Genomic DNA, 15594 nt, shown 5'->3' with positions numbered 1-15594 from the left:
GGGTGGGCCTGTTCTACGCCTCCGCCAATCACGACCCCGAGGTCTTCGACGCCCCCGAGGCCTTCGACATCACCCGCGACCCCAACCCCCACCTGGGCTTCGGCGGCGGTGGCCCGCACTTCTGCCTGGGCCGCTCCCTGGCGGCGCTGGAGATCGACCTGATCTTCGCCGCCGTCGCCGACACCCTGCCCGGCATCCGGCTCGCCGGGGCGCCGAGGCGGCTGCGCTCGGCGTGGCTGAACGGCATCAAGGAGCTCCGCGTCAGCTACGGGTGACTCGCGATCGAGAGATCAACTCCCTTTCCCGGTACGGGAATCGGTCTATACCTGACCCCTTGTCAGGTACAGCGGTCCGACTTACTCTCGGGTACACCTTCAGGGACGGCGCATGAGCGCTTCGGTCGCGCACCGCTGTGCGCCCTCCCCCAACGCACGCACTTTCCAAGGGCTTCCAGGGGGCAGCCGTATGAAGGACGATCAGGGAAGACAGGTGACGGGACGCGTCAGGTGGCGGAGGTTCGCCGTCCTGGCCGTGCCCGGCTTCGCCGCCACGGCCGCGCTGGCCGTCGCGCTCGCCGACGGGGCGCTGGCCGCCTCGTTCGCCGTCTCCGGCCAGGAGTTCAAGGTCGGGGCGGCCAGCCTGACGGGCACGGGCTTCGCCCAGTACGGCGGGATCGACAAGAACGTCCGCGGCAAGCTGCTGCCGGTGGCCGTCACCGCCATCAAGGACGCCAAGATCAAGGACCTGTGCCAATCCGTGGTCACCACCCTGCCGGTGATCGGCGACATCACCCTCAAGCTCCACGCCGGCCAGGGCGCGAAGACCGTCGAGGCCACCGACCTCTTCCTCGACGCCACCCAGATGTCCGGCGACGCCGAGTTCGAGAACATCGAGATCGGCCGTGACGCCTCGACCCTCAACAAGGGCCCCGCCTCGGCACAGGGCCTCCAGGACGCCTTCGGCCAGCAGGCCAAGTCCATCAAGATGACCGGTCTGCGGCAGACGGCCTGGGCGACCAACGCCGGGAAGTTCAAGCTCGCCGGCCTCGATCTGAAGATCAAGCTCGGCAAGGATGAGTGCTTCTGACGTGCCGGGGCGCCGGGACGGCACCGGGTCGCCCGAAGGCATGTGGGCCACCTGGCGGCGATGGCGCAAGGGGCGCCCCTTCTGGGGCGGCCTGGCCGCCGTCGCCGCGGGCGCCGAGATCTGCGTCCTCCCGCTCGCCCCGCTGAAGATCATGCTGGAGCAGGGCATCGCGGGCATCCCGTCGGTCCTGATGGGCATCATCATGATCGTCATGGGTCTGACCGCGTGGTTCGCCCCGCAGTACCGGAGCCTCGCCGGGATCCTCACCGTCCTGATCGCGACGGCCGCGCTGGTGATGTCCAACCTCGGCGGATTCCTCTTCGGCACCCTCTTCGGCATCGTGGGCGGCGCGATGATCTTCGCCTGGCAACCGGTGACGGCCGAACGGCCGCCGGCACCGGACGGCTCCCAGGACGCCCCCACCGCTTGAGCCACGTCTTGAGCCTTGTCTTGAGCAACGTCTTGAGCCCAGTCGCGGCACCACTCCTCCCCCTCCTCCCTCCGAAGGAGCCACCGTGATCTCCCGCCGCACCCGTCCCCTGCTCGCCGTCACCGCCGGCCTCGCCCTCACCGCGGGCCTCACCCTCACCGGCAGTGGCCCGGCGGCCGCCGACGCGGTCGACGCCGGTTCGACGACCGTCCAGCCCGCCGGCCACGCCTTCGCGGCCACGCTCAACGGCTCGGCCACCTTCAAGGCCGGCTCGATCACCATCACATGTACGTCGTCGAGCTCCGCGCCGTCCGGCGACAACAACCGCGTACCGGCCGCCCCCGGCAACACCAACGCCTCCGGCCCGGTGACCACCGCCATCACCTCACCCGTCTACGGCGACTGCACGGGCAGCCTGCCGGGCGTGGACATCAGCATCACCACGTCCGGCGCCTGGAGCGTCTCGATGCAGAACGGCTCCCCCATCACGGCCACGCTCAACACGCCCACCCAGGGCATGATCCTCAAGTCCACCGGACTGGCCAACTGCACGGTGACGGCCGCGCCGGACGGGCCGACGACCATCCCCACCACGTTCGTGAACGGCGCGCCGTCCCAGCTCTTGGTGACGGACGTGGCGATACCGGTGAAGGTCGAGGGCGGCTTCGGCTGCCCGACGACGGCGACGACGGCGGTCCTCAACGCGACCTACGACGTCACGGACGTCACGGACCCGTCGTCGCAGATCACGGTGGGCGGCTGAAGCTGCGTTGTGGGCAATCGTTCCGCAGGGCTGGGGGCACCTCCCAGCGGTAGCTGGGAGGGTGGGCACAACGTGACCACCGGCCCGCAGCACCGCGGGCACCCGGGGGCGCAGCCCCCCGGGTCTCACCCCGCCGCCCGCACGGGCTCCCGCTCGGTCGCGGCCTCCACCGCGTCCCCACGCCGCGCCCCCGGAATCGCCGCGAGCGCGACCCGCCCCGGCCCGGTCAGCACGTACTGGATCCCGAACCCGGCGGCAACCACCAACGCCCCGCCCACCGCGTCCAGCACATAGTGGTTGGCCGTCCCGACGATGACCGAGAACGTCATCAGCGGGTACAGCATGCCCAGCCACCTCGTCCACGCCTTCGGCCCCGTCTTCGGTCCCACGACCGCGATCACGATCCCGCACCACAGCGACCAGCCGATGTGCAACGACGGCATCGCCGCGTACTGGTTGGCCAGCTCGGTCAGTGCGCCGTAGTCGGGGTGGGACAGGTCCTGCGGGCCGTTGGCGGTGTCGATGAAGCCGAGGCCGGGCATCAGGCGGGGCGGTGCCAGCGGGTAGAGCCAGAAGCCGGCGAGCGCCACGAGCGTGGCGAGGGCCAGGGACGTGCGCGCCCAGCGGTAGGTGGCCGGGCGGCGCCAGTACAGATACCCCAGCAGGGACATCGGCACCAGGAAGTGGAAGGTGCCGTAGTAGTAGTCCATGCCGTCCGCGAGCCAGTCCACGCCCGCCACGAAGTGGTTGACGCCGTGTTCGACGTCCAGGCGCAGGAACTCCTCGACGGCGAGGATCTGCCGGCCGTGGGACTCGGCGAGGGCGCGTGAGTCGGGGGCCTGGGCGCGGATGTAGGAGTAGGCCCAGTAGCCGACCCGTATCAGCATCAGCTCCAGGAGCACGTTCGGGCGGTTCAGCGCGCGCTTGAAGCGCAGCAGCGGCACCCAGCGGTAGCGGCCGCGCTGCGGCTGGGCGACCGGGGTGGGCACGAGCCGGTCCCACAGCGCGGCGGAGCGGGTGAGGAACGGCACCGCGCAGGCGGCCGCGAGGGCGGTGAGCAGCGGCGCGTTCCGGCCGATGGGGCCGAGGACGGGGTTCGGGGAGACGAGCACAGTGCTCGTCAGCGTCATGACGAGCACGACGAGCACGGGCCAGACGAGCCGGTCGGCGCGGCGGCGGCCGGTGCGGCCGACGACGGCGAGCAGGATCCACAGCTGCTGGTGCTGCCAGGCGGTGGGCGAGACGGCGACCGCGACGCAGCCGGTGATGGCCGTGGCGAGCAGCGGCTGTCCGTCGCGCGCGTAGCGGGCGGCCCGGCGCAGGCCGGTCCGGACGACGAGAGCGGCCGACAGCCCGTAGAGCAGGATCTCCACCGGTCCGCGCAGGCCGATGCGCAGCAGCAGTCCGTGGAGCGACTGGTTGGCCAGGCCGTCGGGCCGCTCGCCGAGGCCGACTCCGGTGGTGTGGTGGACCCAGTACGTCCAGGAGTCGTCCGGGAGGGCCGCCCAGGCCAGGGCCGTACAGACGGCGAAGGTGGCGCCGGTGGCGATCGCGGCGCGGCGGCGCCCGGTGAGCCACAGCAGGGCGGCGAAGAGGAGTACGGCGGGCTGGAGGGCCGCCGCGACACCGACGAGAACGCCGACGAGGACGCCGGTCGTGCGCCCGGGGCCCCGGGCGCAGCAGCCGAGGAGGACGAGCAGCACCGGGATGACGCCGGTCGGGCCGAGGCCGAGGGTGAAGGCGTTGCGGACGGGCAGGGAGACCACCGTCAGGATGACCGCGACGGGTGCGGCGAGCATGGCCGTACGCCGGCCGGGCGCGTTGTCACCCGGGCGTCCGCCCACGCGTCCGCCGGGGAGGGCGCGGGCGGCGACGAGGGCGACGGCGACGACGAGCAGCAGGGTGCCCGGCGTCCAGGGGAACCGCGGCGCGGCCGCCGCCTGACGCACGGCCAGCAGCCCTGCGAGCAGCCACAGCGCCGCCAGGGCCGCACCGGACCGCGAGCCCGCTCTCGGCGGACCCACCGGTCCGCTCCGCTCCGCATCGGCCACGCTCCGCCGCTCCTCCAGTCGTCCGGCTCGGTCGCGCTCGTCGGGCCGTCTGAGACCTTGCTCAGCCGCCCCGAACACACGCGGCTCACCCCCAGGACATCCCGCGGCCTCCTGGTAGTGGCCTGAGTCCAACGCCTCGGGGGCCATTAGGGTGCGGTCATGAGCACCAGTGGCAGCAGTGAACGGCGGCCCCCGGTCCTGCGGGCGGACGCCCGGCGCAATCGCGAGGCCCTTGTCGCGGCGGCCCGGGAGCTCTTCGCCGAGCAGGGCCTGGAGGTCCCCCTGGACGAGATCGCCCGCCGCGCGGGCGTGGGCAACGCCACCCTGTACCGGCGCTTTCCCACCCGTGAGGTGCTGATCGAGGCGGTGTTCGGGGAGTCCCTGGGCGCGAGCATGAGCGACGGCGAGCGGGCGCGCGCGGGCGAGGACGCCTTCGCGTCGCTGACCGCGTATATGGAGCGGATCTTCGAGGGCCTGGCCGCCGACCGCGGCGCGATCGAGCTGATGACGACGACCATCCCGGCGGGCCCCACCCTGGCCGCGCTGCGCGAGCACAACCACGCCACGGTGGGCACGCTCGTCCGCCGCGCGCAGGAGCAGGGCACGATGCGCCCGGACGTGGTCGCCGAGGACCTGCTGTTCGCCCTGGCCGCCCTGGGCCGCTGCGTCCCCTCCGCCGCGGCCGTGGCCCCCGGCTCCTGGCGCCGCCATCTCGCCCTGCTCTTCGACGGCCTGCGCGCCGAGGGCGCCTCGGCCCTGCCCGCGCCGCCGCTGACGGCGGAACAGCTGGACGGCGTACTCGCGGACGTGGGCGGGGGCGGCGGCGGGAACCGCTGAGAGTGCCTACGGCAGGATGGACGCCATGAGCATCGTGAAGATCAATTCCCTCACCGTCCCGGCCGAGCAGCGCGAGGTCCTGGAGCAGCGCTTCGCGTCCCGCGCGGGCACGGTGGAGAGTGCCGACGGTTTCGAGTGGTTCGAACTGCTGCGCCCGCTGGAGGGCACGGACAGCTACCTCGTCTACACGCGCTGGCGCAGCGAGGAGGACTTCCAGGCGTGGATGGAGGGCCCGATGAAGGCCGCCCACCAGGGCGGTGGCGAGGGCGCCCCCAAGCACAAGCCCGCCGCGACGGGTTCGACGGTGTGGTCGTTCGAGGTCGTCCAGCAGGCCGCGCCGAAGCAGGGCTGAACACCCCCGGGAAACTGAACAGCCCCGGGAAAAGGAACTGAGCGGATGGCCGCCCCCGTGCGACCATCCGCCGCATGACCACCTCCATGACCACCTGGACCGTCTCCCCGCAGCCGGTCGGCTCCCCCGAGTCGGCCGGGCTGCTGCGGGAGTACCTCGTCGATGTCGCCGACCGCTGGTATCTGCTGAACGACGGGCGCCTCTGCGCGCCCGAGGAGATCGAGCAGCATCTGGCCGAGATGCGCGACGAGGACCCCGAACTGCTGCTGGTGGCCCGGTACGGCGGGGAGCCGGCGGGGTGCGTGGGCCTGCGGCGGGTGGACGCGCGTACGGCCGAGTTGTGCCGGATGTTCGTACGGGCGGACCGGCGTGGGCTGGGTGGCTCGGGCGTGCTGCTGGGCGCGGCCGAGGAGGCGGCGCGCGCGTGGGGTGCGGCGCGGATCGTGCTGGAGACCCGGCGGGATCTGGTGGAGGCGCGGGCGCTGTACGCGCGGCACGGCTTCGGGAACGTCCCCCCGTACAAGGCGGATACGCCGTACTCGGAGGTGTGGCTCGGCAAGGAGCTGACGGCGTAGGCCTTGTAGGGCTCAGCGGCGGTGGTCGGGTCTGTCGCCCGCCGCCTCGCCGTCGCGCGGCTGTTCGGCGTCGGAGCCGCACAGTTCCTTGTTGAGCTGCTCTACGAGGCATTTCAGGTCGTGGGGGCGGTCGGCGGCCGTCCACCAGTCGCCCAGGAGTTCCGCGAGCATCTCCTCGCGGGCCCGGAAGAGTACGTCCGCCACCTGCTGTCCCTCGTCGGTCAGGAGGAGCTGCAGCCCCTCGCGCCGCACCAGTCCCCGGATCTCCAGCTGGCGGGCGCCCTCGGTGACGACGCGCAGCGGGAGGTCCACGCGTTCGGCGAGGATCGCGGGTTCGGCGTGGCCGTCGCGTTTGATGCGCAGCAGCATCCAGCAGGCGGCGGGGATGAGGTCCACCCCGGCCCGTTGGGCGATCTTCTCGTAGACCTTGGCGCGGCCCTCGCGGCTGCCGAGCAGGGAGAGGGCGCGGGCGACCTCGTCGCGCGAGGAGCGTTCGACGGGGTTGCTGGCGACGACCTCGCTGGTGTCGGGCGCGGTGACGCTGCCGCGCAGCGGCTCCTCCTTGAGCAGCCAGGCGAGGGCGAAGGCGAGGAGGGCGGGCGGCACGGCGTAGAGGAAGACGTCGGTGATCGACTGGGAGTAGGCGGCGAGGACGCCGGTGCGCTGGGCGGGCGGCAGCCGGTGGAGGAGCCGGGGATCGGACTTGAGGGCGTCGGTGGTGACGCCGGGCGGCAGGGGGACGCCGGCGAGGGCGTCGGCGATCCGGGGGCCCAGCTTGTTGGTGAAGATCGTGCCGAAGATCGAGACGCCGAAGGACGCACCGATGGAGCGGAAGAAGGTCGCGCCGGAGGTGGCGACGCCGAGGTCCGCGTAGCCGACGGAGTTCTGCACGATCAGCACGAGGACCTGCATGACCAGGCCCAGCCCGAAGCCGAAGACGAAGAAGTAGACGCTCATCATCGCGGTGCTGACGGTCGGGTCGAGCTGGTGGAGCAGGAGCAGGCCGACGGTCATCACGGCGGTCCCGGCGATGGGGAAGACCTTGTAGCGCCCGGTGCGGCTGACGATCTGGCCGGAGCCGGTCGAGGCGATCAGCAGGCCGGCGACCATGGGCAGCATGTGCACGCCGGACAGGGTCGGCGTGACGCCGTGGACGACCTGGAGGAACGTCGGCAGGTAGGTCATGGAGCCGAACATCGCGAAGCCGACGACGAAGCCGATCACCGAGCAGAGCGTGAAGGTGCGGATCCGGAACAGCCCGAGCGGCAGGACGGGCTCGGCGGCGCGGTGCTCGACGAGCACGAAGGGCAGGAGCAGCAGCACGCCCAGCACGCCCAGTCCGATGATCCGCCAGGACGACCAGGGGTAGGTCGTGCCGCCGAGCGAGGTCATCAGCACCAGGCAGACGGCGACGACGGCGATGAGGAAAGTGCCGAGGTAGTCGATGCGGTGCGGGACGCGGCTGGCCGGGATGTGCAGGACGGCGGCGATGACGGCGAGGGCGACGACGCCGATGGGGAGGTTGATGTAGAACACCCAGCGCCAGCTGAGGTGGTCCACGAAGAGCCCGCCGAGCAGGGGGCCCAGCACGCTCGTACCGCCGAAGACCGCGCCGAAGAGGCCCTGGTAGCGGCCCCGGTCCCGGGGCGGCACGATGTCGCCGACGATCGCCATCGACAGCACCATCAGCCCGCCGCCGCCCAGCCCCTGGAGGGCGCGGAAGCCGATCAGCTCGGGCATGTTCCGGGCGAGGCCGCAGAGCGCGGAGCCGACGAGGAAGATGACGATGGCCGTCTGGAAGAGCTTCTTGCGCCCGTACTGGTCGCCGAGCTTGCCCCACAGGGGCGTGGCGGCGGTGGACGCGAGCATGTAGGCGGTGACGACCCAGGAGAGGTGCTCCAGGCCGCCGAGGTCGCTGACGATCGTCGGCAGGGCGGTGGAGACGATCGTCTGGTCGAGGGCCGCCAGCAGCATGCCGAGCAGCAGCGCGCCGATCGCGACGCGCACACCGCCCTTCGGCAGTCCCTCACCGGGTATGGCGGGCGTGGCGGGCGCGCCGGAGGCGTCGGAGGCCGTGGTTCCGGGGCCCGGGGTGTCCTGGGCCATGGGCAGCTCCTCGGGTTCGGGTCGCTCCTCGGTCGCTCCTCCCATGGTCGTCCGGATGGGCGATTCCGGCCCGTCGGGCTACGCCGACCAGGGCCGTTGGCGTTTCCCCGGGTCCGTTTTGTATCGTTGAGAAACAAAGTGGCTCCATCCGCACTCCCTGACCGGTGGGTGGAGCCACTTGTCTTCTTCCGCGCGCCTGCTTGGAGCTCCCCATGACGACCCTCACGGCCCGAGCCCTTCTCCTGGACATGGACGGGACGATCGTCAACTCCGACGCGGTCGTCGAGCGCTGCTGGCGCGGCTGGGCGGACGAGCAGGGCCTGGACGGCGACGAGGTCATGAAGGTCGTCCACGGCCGCCAGGGCTACGCCACCATGGCGGCCCTCCTCCCGGACCGCCCCATGGAGGTGAACCACGAGGAGAACCGCCGCATGCTGGCCGCCGAGACGGCCGACATGGACGGCGTCGTCCCCGTCCCCGGCGCCCCCGCCTTCATGGCCGCCCTGGAGCGGCTCCCCCACGCCCTGGTCACCTCCGCCGACCGCGGCCTCGCCACCGCCCGCATGGGCGCCGCGGGCCTGCCCATGCCGGCGGTACGGGTGACGGCCGAGTCCGTCAGCGCCAGCAAGCCGGACCCGGAGGGCTTCCTCAAGGGCGCGGCCGAGCTCGGCTTCGCCCCGGCGGACTGCGTCGTCTTCGAGGACTCGGAGGCGGGCATCGCGGCCGGCCGCGCGGCCGGCATGCGCGTCGTGGGCATCGGCCCGCGCGCGGCCGCCCACGGCCCGGACGTGGCGGTGGCGGACCTCACGTCGGTACGGGTCGAGGCGGGCGCGGACGGCGGGATCGTCCTGCGGATCACGACGGCGGGCTGAGGCCGGGCCGAGGCCGGGCCGAGGTGCTCTAGGGTCGCCGCATGCTCCTGTGGATCAACGGCCCCTTCGGGGGCGGCAAGACCCAGACCGCCCACGAACTCCACCGCCGCCTCCCCGGCAGCGTCATCTGCGACCCCGAGCACGCCGGCTTCGGCCTCCACCGGATGCTGCCGCCCGCGCTGCGCGGCGACTTCCAGGACCTCAAGGCCTGGCGCGAGGGCGTCCACGAGGTCCTGGACCTGGCCCTGACCCGGCACACCACCGGCCCGGTGATCGTCCCGATGACGATCGTGGACCGCACGTACTTCGCCGAGACGGTCGGCCGACTGCGGGACGACGGCCATGACGTCCGCCACTTCGCGCTCCTCGCGCGCCGGGAGACGGTCCTGCGCCGGCTGCGCGAGCGCGGCCTCGGGGCGTCCCTGCGGCGCGAGACCTTCGCGGTGTCGAAGCTGGACGTGTGCCTGGAGCGGCTGGGCACGGAGGAATTCGGCGAGCACCTCTGGACCGACGACATCACGATCGCGCAGGTCGCCGACACGATCGCGGCCTCGGCGGGCCTGCGGCTCACCCCGAACACGGACGGCGCGCTGAAGGGCCGCCTGCGCCGGGCGTGGACGGGCGTGAAACACATCCGCTTCGACTGAGGCTTACGGAGGTGCCTCGTCAAAGACTGTGGGCCACCGGATGCCGCGGCTCGTAGAACGCCAGCTCCGCCCCGCTGGGCAGCCGGACGGCGGCGAGCCGCCCCCACCCCTGATCACTGACGGGCCGAGTGATCTCGACGCCTCTACCGGCGAACTCCTCGACCTGAACGGCGATGTCGTCACACATCAGATAGAGCTCGTGCGTGGGATCGCCGTCGACGGGATGAACGGGGTGGACGGCCACCTCGGCGGGCGGCAGCTTGAAGAGGAGCCAGCCGCCACCGGCGTCGACGCCGGGAAAGCCGAGGACGTCACGGATGAAGGCCCGGTCGGCGTCGGCGTCCCGGCTGTAGAGGATCACATGAGCTCCGTTGATCACGCGCCGCATCCTCCCGGACGGCGAGCGGGAAAATCCACCCGCCACACAGGCGGACCGTTCGCACGGACGTGGGGGTGCGGGGGGAGTTGCCGTAGGGGGCAGTTGGGGCTCCACCTCCGGCGGCAGCGGAAATCACGGCCTGCTGCCGCCGGAGGCCAAGATTCGCGCTGCCGCACGCTCGCGCCAATGGCCACGTCGGCCCACCGTGGCGCGCCCACGGCTTCCGGCAGCTCTAAACACCCGACATGAGCCGCTGCCCGTCGTGGATGCGCACGGGCGGGGCGATGCCGCTCAACGCGTCCAGCAGACGGACGGCATAGGCCTCCGCCATCGTGGCGGTCACTTCCTCCGGGGTCAGCCAGGACACGGCGACGGACTCGTCGGAAGGCCGCTCGACACCACCGACGGGGTGGCAACGGAACACCAGGGCGACGATGCCGCGGGGCATGTTCTTGTACACGCCGGTCAGCCGGTCCACCCTGACCTCGATGCCGGTCTCCTCCAGTACTTCCCGTCGAGCTCCCGCTTCCGGTGCTTCGTCGAGCTCCAGTATCCCGCCTGGCAATTCCCAACGGCCGTTGTCCGCCCGGCGGATCGCCAGGACACGCCCGTCATCGCGTACAACAGCTCCTGCCACCGAAACCGAGTGGAGCGGAGCGGGCCTGTCACACTGGGGCGCTGTACTCATGCGGACGAGCATAAAAGGGCGGTCAGGGGCCATGCCGAACGAGATCGCACGGGACTCGGGCAAGCCGCGATACCTCCAGATCGCGGACGATCTGGCCGATCAGATCCGTGCCGGCGTCCTGGCTCCGGGCAGCCGAGTGCCCAGCGAATCCACCGTCATGGAGCGCTACGGCGTCTCACAGGGGACCGTGCGCAAGGCAGTGGCCGAACTGCGGACAGCCGGCCTGGTGGAGACCCACCATGGGCGAGGCTCGTTCGTGCGGCAGCTGCCCCCTGTACGGCGCAAGTCCTCCGACCGGTTTCGCCGCTCGCACCGCGCGAACGGCAAGGCCGCCTACCTAGCCGAAGCGGAACAGGCCGGTCAGCACCCGACCGTCCAGGTGCTCTACATCGGCCCCGTGCATGCCCCTGCCGAAGTCGCCCACCGCATGAACCTGCCGGACGGCGAACGGGTCCTCGCCCGACGCCGCCGGTACTTCAGCGACGGCACGCCCACAGAGGAAGCCACCTCCTACTTGCCGTGGACGGTGGCGACGGAGATTCCCGAGTTGTTCGACGAGAACCCGGGGAGCGGCGGCATCTACGCCCGGCTCGAAGAACACGGCCACGCTCTCGCTGAGTACGTCGAAACGGTACGAGCGCGCCTGGCCACCAAGGCAGAGGTCTCGGCACTGCAACTCAGCCCGGGATCCCCGGTGATCCACCTTGTGCGGGATGCAGTGACCTGCGGCGGCAGGGTCGTCGAGGTCTGTGACACGGTCATGGCGGCGGACCGCTTCGTCCTCGACTACAGGATCGACGCCGACGGCTGACGTGCCATCCGCTCCGAACACCGGAGCGTGAACTTTCCGCAACTCGCTTGACCTTGGCACAGGTGTCCGGCCAACCTCGACTCATGCACTCATATACATGAGCGCATGAGCTGAGCCCTGTTGGCGGGCTCAACTACAGGCAGCCATCACCAGGAGGTCCGATGCACGACCCGATGCGCGCCCTCGCCTCTGACCCGGCCTCGAACCGGGGTGCAGCGGTACAGCCGCCGTGCACCCAATGCGTGGAGATCAAACAGAAGCGCTACGCCGCCGTCCGGCAGGGCGACCGGCCCCGGGCCGAGGCCATGGCCACCGCCATGGGGCGCCATCAGCGGGCAGCCCACTGATGGCCGCCACCGGCACCCCCACGCGACACTGCCCGCACCCCGCCGACAGTTGGACGGCCGCAAGCGGCCTCGCCACCTGCGGCCGATGCGGCACCCGGCGCGTTCTCGACTTCCGTCCGCTCGGGCTGGCGTTGGAGCTGCCCGAGCGGACGGCGCTCCACGCGCCGACGACGTCGGGCCGTGGGCGTGCCCACGAAGTCGTGCCGTACCGCCGCCGCGAACTCCTCCGGCGGCTGCGCGAGGCCAACCGCCGGAGCAGCGCGGGCAGACCGTGACCCCCAGCGAAGCGCCCTCGTGCGCGCCCTACGCGCGCCCCCGTGCTTCCGGAGCGTGCTCCGGCGCTGTTGCCAATCCGCGCGCCCCGCACTGGAATGCGGAGCCGAGCCGACGGAAGTGCCGCGTTCCGCGAGAGGAGTCCGATCGTGATCCACATGACCGAGACCCTGGCCGTCCAGACCGTCGAGGGGTTTCTGACGCCCGACGAGACCGAGCAGCTCACCAAGTTCCTCGACGAGCACCTGGCCGCCACCGGCTGGCGGCCCGCCCGGCCCAGTGACGGACTGGTGGCGCCCGGCGAGGTCCAGGAGATCCTGGCGGCCGGCGTCGAGCGGGCGCTGCCCGCCGTCCGGCGCGTCTTCCCGTCCGTGACGACCGCCACCCCGTGGGACTACCACGACCTCGGCCCCGGCGACCGCATCGAGCCGCATCTCCACGGTGTGGAAGAGGGCATGGACGCGGCCGGCGGACGGCCGCAGCGGGTCGCGCGGGTGGCCTTCCACCTGCGGGAGGCCGACGAGGGCGGGGAGTTCTACGTCGAGACCGCCTCGTCCGAGGCGCTGTGGACCGACCGGACCGCCGGTCCCGGCAGCGCTTTCCTGCCCGGAACGCGCTTCGCGCGGGAGATCTCGCACCACGCGGGGCCCGAGGCCACCGCCGCGCTCGCCCGCGTCCCGCGCACCCGCTGGACCAGCGCGCCGCCCACGGGGACGGCGGTGGTCTACGGTGCCCAGCTCGTGCACGGCGTGGCGACCGTACGCGCGGGGCGGCTGCGGAAGCTGATCACCAACCTGCTGAGCGAGGGCTGAGGCGTCAGCCCACCGCCGCCTCGTACAGGCTGAACCCCGCCAGCGCCAGCATCACCAGCGCCGCCACCTTCGTGATCAGCGACAGCGGGACGTACCGCATCAGGGTCTTGCCGCCCACGATGCCCAGGCCCGCCACGGCCCACAGGCCGAGGACCGCGCCGATGCCGACCGAGACCGGGTCGTCGTAGCGGGCGGCGAGGTTGGCGGTCATGATCTGGGTGAGGTCGCCGAACTCCGCGACGAGGATGAGCATGAAGCCCGCGCCGGAGACCTTCCAGAAGGACTGGTCGGCGGGCTTCTTGATCTCCTCATCGTCGTCGTCCTTCTTCAGCAGCAGCATCGCCGCGCCCGCGAGGAAGAGGACGCCGACGATGGCCTGGAGGAGGCGGTGCGGGAGGAGGGTGAGGAGGCTGCCGGCCGCGATGGCCAGGGCGACGTGGACCAGGAAGGCCGCAGCGACGCCCGCGAAGACGTACGAGGCGCGGTAGCGGGTGCCGAGCATCAGGGAGGCAAGGGCCGTCTTGTCGGGGAGCTCGGCGAGGAAGATCACGCCGAAGACCAGGGCGGCGACGGTGAAGCTGAACACAGGGAACGGTTTCCTCTGTCATCGGTGGGCGGTGACGCGTCCGCACCGAGAGAAGCACCTGCGTCAAAGGAATCAGGGGTCGCTTCGGCACGGCAGCGTCGTGGACACTGCGGCCGAAGGTCTCGCTGGCGCGTCCCGTAAAGAGACGGCCTCCGGGCGCCGGCCGGGCGCGAGGCCCAGCAGTATGTCGACGGTCCGGCGAAGAGCTACTCCCCTTCTGCTCCCCCCAGCGTACGTGATCGCGTACGTGATCGGTCGAGCAGCCCGCGCGCCACGAGCTCCAGGACGACCGCCACCGCGACCGCCTGCACCGCCATCAGCGCGACCAGGACGAACAGCTGCACCACCCCCGCGAGCAGCGGGGACGCCCCGCCCAGCAGCATTCCCACGAAAGCGCCGGGGAGAGTGACCAAACCCACGGTGCGGGTCTGGTCCAGGCCCGGGAGGAGGGCGTCGGAGGCGGCCGGGCGGGCGATCTCCAGGCGGGCGTCGCGGGGGAGGAAGCCCAGGGCCATGGCCGCCTCGACCTCGCCGTGCCGGGTGCGCAGCTCGTCCAGGGCGCGCCGGCCGGCCAGGACGGTGGCGGTGAGGGCGCCGCCGATGAGGATGCCGGTGACGGGGATGAGGGCGATGCCCTTGACCGGTACGAGCCCGGTCAGCAGCAGGGCCACGACGACCGGCAGCACGCCCGCGGCGATCGGTACGGCCGCCCACCACCAGGTGTCGTTGTCGGTGATCCGGCGCCCGGCGGTGCGGACGGCGACGGCGAACATCAGCAGCAGGAAGCCCAGGAGCAGCGGCACGGCCCGGACCACCCAGCCGATGAGCACCGAGACGGCGGCCAGCTGGACGGCCGCGCGCAGCCCGGCGAGGGCGATGGCGCGCGCGTAGCCGCGCTCGCGGCCGTCGGCGAGGCGGGCGAGCGCCGCGACGGTGACGGCGACCGCGAGGAGGACGGCCAGCACCGCACCGAGAGTGGCGTTGGCGGGCAGCAGAACGGCGGCGGCGAGCACGCGGCCACCCTATGGTCCGGCAATCCCCGCAACGGCTCCGGGAGCTGGCGGCGTGTCAGGTACTTCAGACGTGTCAGGTGCCTCAGACGTGTCAGACATGTCGTAACGCAAGTCCCGCACGTCCCACGGAATGGCAGATTCCCCGTCAAGTCCCTTCCACAAAGCCTTGCTTTGACATGCGCGCGTCGTCATCCTGACATCTGGCGACCACCCCCCGTACGCACACCGCCAGCAAGCTGGCCGCGCTCCAGCGGCCCGTACCCCCTCCACCCTCAAGGGAGTTCCCATGCCCAGCGTCTACGCGCGTCGCTCCGCCATCGCGGCGGGGCTCGCCGCCCTGGTCGGCACGCTCGTCCTGAACGGACCGGCGGCCCAGGCCGCCCCGCCCGCCCCGGTCGACGCCGCCACCGCCCGCGCCTACCTGGGCAAGCTGACGGTCGCCGGCGAGGGGCCGATGACCGGCTACAGCCGTGCCAAGTTCCCGCACTGGATCACCCAGCACGGAGAGTGCAACACCCGTGAGGTCGTCCTCCAGCGGGACGGCAAGGACGTGGAGCAGGACGAGCGCTGCGCCGCCGTCTCGGGCACCTGGGTCTCGCCGTACGACGGCGCGACCTGGGACGACGCCTCGGACATCGACATCGACCACCTCGTGCCGCTCGCGGAGGCGTGGCGCTCGGGCGCGAGCCAGTGGACCACCGCGCAGCGCCAGGCGTTCGCCAACGACCTCACCCACTCGCAGCTGGTCGCGGTGACCAACAGCGTCAACCGCGCGAAGGGCGACAAGGACCCGGCGAAGTGGATGCCGCCGCTGAAGTCCTACGCCTGCACCTACGCGCGGATGTGGGTCGACGTGAAGTACACGTACAAGCTGACCGTCGACTCCGCGGAGAAGAACGCCCTCACGGGCATCCTCGGCGGCTGCTGATCGATCCACCCACGGGGGCGGGCGCGGTGACCTGGGTC

19 protein-coding genes are annotated in these 15594 nt (G+C 71.9%); 13 read left to right on the top strand and 6 right to left on the bottom strand.

The features are described 5' to 3' along the window. The 4 genes from RM609_RS33950 to RM609_RS33935 form a co-directional block, all read left to right on the top strand. A partial coding sequence (locus RM609_RS33950; protein ID WP_311616501.1) for a cytochrome P450 occupies positions 1–275 on the top strand: 275 nt, incomplete at its 5' end. 190 nt (positions 276–465) lie between these two features. Beyond that, a complete protein-coding gene (locus RM609_RS33945) occupies positions 466–1086 on the top strand; it encodes a DUF6230 family protein (RefSeq protein ID WP_311616499.1) in 621 nt (206 codons plus the stop codon). Continuing rightward, complete coding sequence (locus tag RM609_RS33940; RefSeq protein ID WP_311616497.1) at positions 1073–1516, top strand: DUF6114 domain-containing protein; 444 nt, start codon at positions 1073–1075, stop codon at positions 1514–1516. The genes RM609_RS33945 and RM609_RS33940 overlap by 14 nt, the downstream gene beginning before the upstream one ends. 85 nt (positions 1517–1601) lie before the next feature. After that, positions 1602–2279, top strand: a complete 678-nt coding sequence (locus RM609_RS33935) for a hypothetical protein (protein WP_311616495.1) — start codon at positions 1602–1604, stop codon at positions 2277–2279. Positions 2280–2404: 125 nt separating this feature from the next. Here RM609_RS33935 and RM609_RS33930 read toward each other — a convergent pair whose 3' ends face one another. Continuing rightward, positions 2405–4330, bottom strand: coding sequence for a bifunctional glycosyltransferase 87/phosphatase PAP2 family protein (locus RM609_RS33930; protein ID WP_311616493.1), 1926 nt, complete (start codon positions 4328–4330; stop codon positions 2405–2407). Positions 4331–4489: 159 nt separating this feature from the next. Between RM609_RS33930 and RM609_RS33925 the strand changes: the two genes are divergently transcribed. The 3 genes from RM609_RS33925 to RM609_RS33915 all read left to right on the top strand — a co-directional run bounded on the left by RM609_RS33925 (position 4490) and on the right by RM609_RS33915 (position 6094). Next, positions 4490–5167, top strand: coding sequence for a TetR/AcrR family transcriptional regulator (locus tag RM609_RS33925; RefSeq protein ID WP_311616491.1), 678 nt, complete (start codon positions 4490–4492; stop codon positions 5165–5167). Positions 5168–5192: 25 nt separating this feature from the next. Further along, positions 5193–5519 carry an antibiotic biosynthesis monooxygenase family protein gene (locus tag RM609_RS33920; protein ID WP_311616489.1) on the top strand — a complete coding sequence of 109 codons (327 nt, stop codon included), beginning with the start codon at positions 5193–5195 and terminating at the stop codon, positions 5517–5519. A gap of 74 nt (positions 5520–5593) precedes the next feature. Next, the gene (locus tag RM609_RS33915; RefSeq protein WP_311616487.1) at positions 5594–6094 is read left to right on the top strand and encodes a GNAT family N-acetyltransferase; all 501 of its coding nucleotides are present in this window, start codon (positions 5594–5596) and stop codon (positions 6092–6094) included. A 12-nt stretch (positions 6095–6106) separates the two neighbouring features. On the opposite strand, the gene RM609_RS33910 is transcribed toward RM609_RS33915, so the two are convergent. Next, a complete protein-coding gene (locus tag RM609_RS33910) occupies positions 6107–8200 on the bottom strand; it encodes an MFS transporter (RefSeq protein WP_311616505.1) in 2094 nt (697 codons plus the stop codon). Positions 8201–8412: 212 nt separating this feature from the next. Here RM609_RS33910 and RM609_RS33905 point away from each other — a divergent pair, with 212 nt between their 5' ends. Next, a complete protein-coding gene (locus RM609_RS33905) occupies positions 8413–9072 on the top strand; it encodes an HAD-IA family hydrolase (protein WP_311616485.1) in 660 nt (219 codons plus the stop codon). A gap of 41 nt (positions 9073–9113) precedes the next feature. Further along, positions 9114–9719, top strand: a complete 606-nt coding sequence (locus tag RM609_RS33900) for an AAA family ATPase (RefSeq protein WP_311616483.1) — start codon at positions 9114–9116, stop codon at positions 9717–9719. A 19-nt stretch (positions 9720–9738) separates the two neighbouring features. Here the strand turns inward: RM609_RS33900 and RM609_RS33895 are convergent, their stop codons facing one another. Then, positions 9739–10107, bottom strand: a complete 369-nt coding sequence (locus RM609_RS33895; protein ID WP_438828604.1) for a VOC family protein — start codon at positions 10105–10107, stop codon at positions 9739–9741. Positions 10108–10330: 223 nt separating this feature from the next. Further along, positions 10331–10798, bottom strand: coding sequence for an NUDIX hydrolase (locus RM609_RS33890; RefSeq protein WP_311616503.1), 468 nt, complete (start codon positions 10796–10798; stop codon positions 10331–10333). 19 nt (positions 10799–10817) lie between these two features. Between RM609_RS33890 and RM609_RS33885 the strand changes: the two genes are divergently transcribed. The 3 genes from RM609_RS33885 to RM609_RS33875 all read left to right on the top strand — a co-directional run bounded on the left by RM609_RS33885 (position 10818) and on the right by RM609_RS33875 (position 13029). After that, positions 10818–11597 carry a GntR family transcriptional regulator gene (locus tag RM609_RS33885; protein WP_311616480.1) on the top strand — a complete coding sequence of 260 codons (780 nt, stop codon included), beginning with the start codon at positions 10818–10820 and terminating at the stop codon, positions 11595–11597. 346 nt (positions 11598–11943) lie between these two features. Continuing rightward, a complete protein-coding gene (locus tag RM609_RS33880) occupies positions 11944–12219 on the top strand; it encodes a DUF6255 family natural product biosynthesis protein (RefSeq protein WP_311616479.1) in 276 nt (91 codons plus the stop codon). A 156-nt stretch (positions 12220–12375) separates the two neighbouring features. Further along, the gene (locus RM609_RS33875; RefSeq protein WP_311616478.1) at positions 12376–13029 is read left to right on the top strand and encodes a hypothetical protein; all 654 of its coding nucleotides are present in this window, start codon (positions 12376–12378) and stop codon (positions 13027–13029) included. Positions 13030–13033: 4 nt separating this feature from the next. On the opposite strand, the gene RM609_RS33870 is transcribed toward RM609_RS33875, so the two are convergent. Beyond that, positions 13034–13615 carry a TMEM165/GDT1 family protein gene (locus tag RM609_RS33870; protein ID WP_311616476.1) on the bottom strand — a complete coding sequence of 194 codons (582 nt, stop codon included), beginning with the start codon at positions 13613–13615 and terminating at the stop codon, positions 13034–13036. Between the two features lie 206 nt (positions 13616–13821). After that, the gene (locus RM609_RS33865; RefSeq protein ID WP_311616474.1) at positions 13822–14628 is read right to left on the bottom strand and encodes an ABC transporter permease; all 807 of its coding nucleotides are present in this window, start codon (positions 14626–14628) and stop codon (positions 13822–13824) included. 286 nt (positions 14629–14914) lie between these two features. On the opposite strand from RM609_RS33865, the gene RM609_RS33860 reads away from it, so the two are divergent. Beyond that, entirely contained in the window at positions 14915–15556 is a 642-nt protein-coding gene (locus RM609_RS33860) for an HNH endonuclease family protein (protein ID WP_311616472.1), read from the top strand. Positions 15557–15594 lie beyond the last annotated feature (38 nt).

Source organism: Streptomyces hesseae (assembly GCF_031845785.1).
Taxonomy (GTDB): Bacteria; Actinomycetota; Actinomycetes; order Streptomycetales; family Streptomycetaceae; genus Streptomyces; species Streptomyces hesseae.
This window is presented reverse-complemented; position numbering and strand designations above follow the sequence as displayed.

What these genes read in the sequence shown, in the direction of transcription:
- RM609_RS33910 (WP_311616505.1), bottom strand. Translation starts at nt 8,200, where the DNA reads ATGGCCCAGGACACCCCGGGCCCCGGAACCACGGCCTCCGACGCCTCC.
- RM609_RS33900 (WP_311616483.1), top strand. Translation starts at nt 9,114, where the DNA reads ATGCTCCTGTGGATCAACGGCCCCTTCGGGGGCGGCAAGACCCAGACC.
- RM609_RS33885 (WP_311616480.1), top strand. Translation starts at nt 10,818, where the DNA reads ATGCCGAACGAGATCGCACGGGACTCGGGCAAGCCGCGATACCTCCAG.
- RM609_RS33895 (WP_438828604.1), bottom strand. Translation starts at nt 10,107, where the DNA reads ATGCGGCGCGTGATCAACGGAGCTCATGTGATCCTCTACAGCCGGGAC.
- RM609_RS33925 (WP_311616491.1), top strand. Translation starts at nt 4,490, where the DNA reads ATGAGCACCAGTGGCAGCAGTGAACGGCGGCCCCCGGTCCTGCGGGCG.
- RM609_RS33915 (WP_311616487.1), top strand. Translation starts at nt 5,594, where the DNA reads ATGACCACCTCCATGACCACCTGGACCGTCTCCCCGCAGCCGGTCGGC.
- RM609_RS33860 (WP_311616472.1), top strand. Translation starts at nt 14,915, where the DNA reads ATGCCCAGCGTCTACGCGCGTCGCTCCGCCATCGCGGCGGGGCTCGCC.
- RM609_RS33875 (WP_311616478.1), top strand. Translation starts at nt 12,376, where the DNA reads ATGACCGAGACCCTGGCCGTCCAGACCGTCGAGGGGTTTCTGACGCCC.
- RM609_RS33920 (WP_311616489.1), top strand. Translation starts at nt 5,193, where the DNA reads ATGAGCATCGTGAAGATCAATTCCCTCACCGTCCCGGCCGAGCAGCGC.
- RM609_RS33905 (WP_311616485.1), top strand. Translation starts at nt 8,413, where the DNA reads ATGACGACCCTCACGGCCCGAGCCCTTCTCCTGGACATGGACGGGACG.
- RM609_RS33945 (WP_311616499.1), top strand. Translation starts at nt 466, where the DNA reads ATGAAGGACGATCAGGGAAGACAGGTGACGGGACGCGTCAGGTGGCGG.
- RM609_RS33880 (WP_311616479.1), top strand. Translation starts at nt 11,944, where the DNA reads ATGGCCGCCACCGGCACCCCCACGCGACACTGCCCGCACCCCGCCGAC.
- RM609_RS33940 (WP_311616497.1), top strand. Translation starts at nt 1,073, where the DNA reads ATGAGTGCTTCTGACGTGCCGGGGCGCCGGGACGGCACCGGGTCGCCC.
- RM609_RS33890 (WP_311616503.1), bottom strand. Translation starts at nt 10,798, where the DNA reads ATGCTCGTCCGCATGAGTACAGCGCCCCAGTGTGACAGGCCCGCTCCG.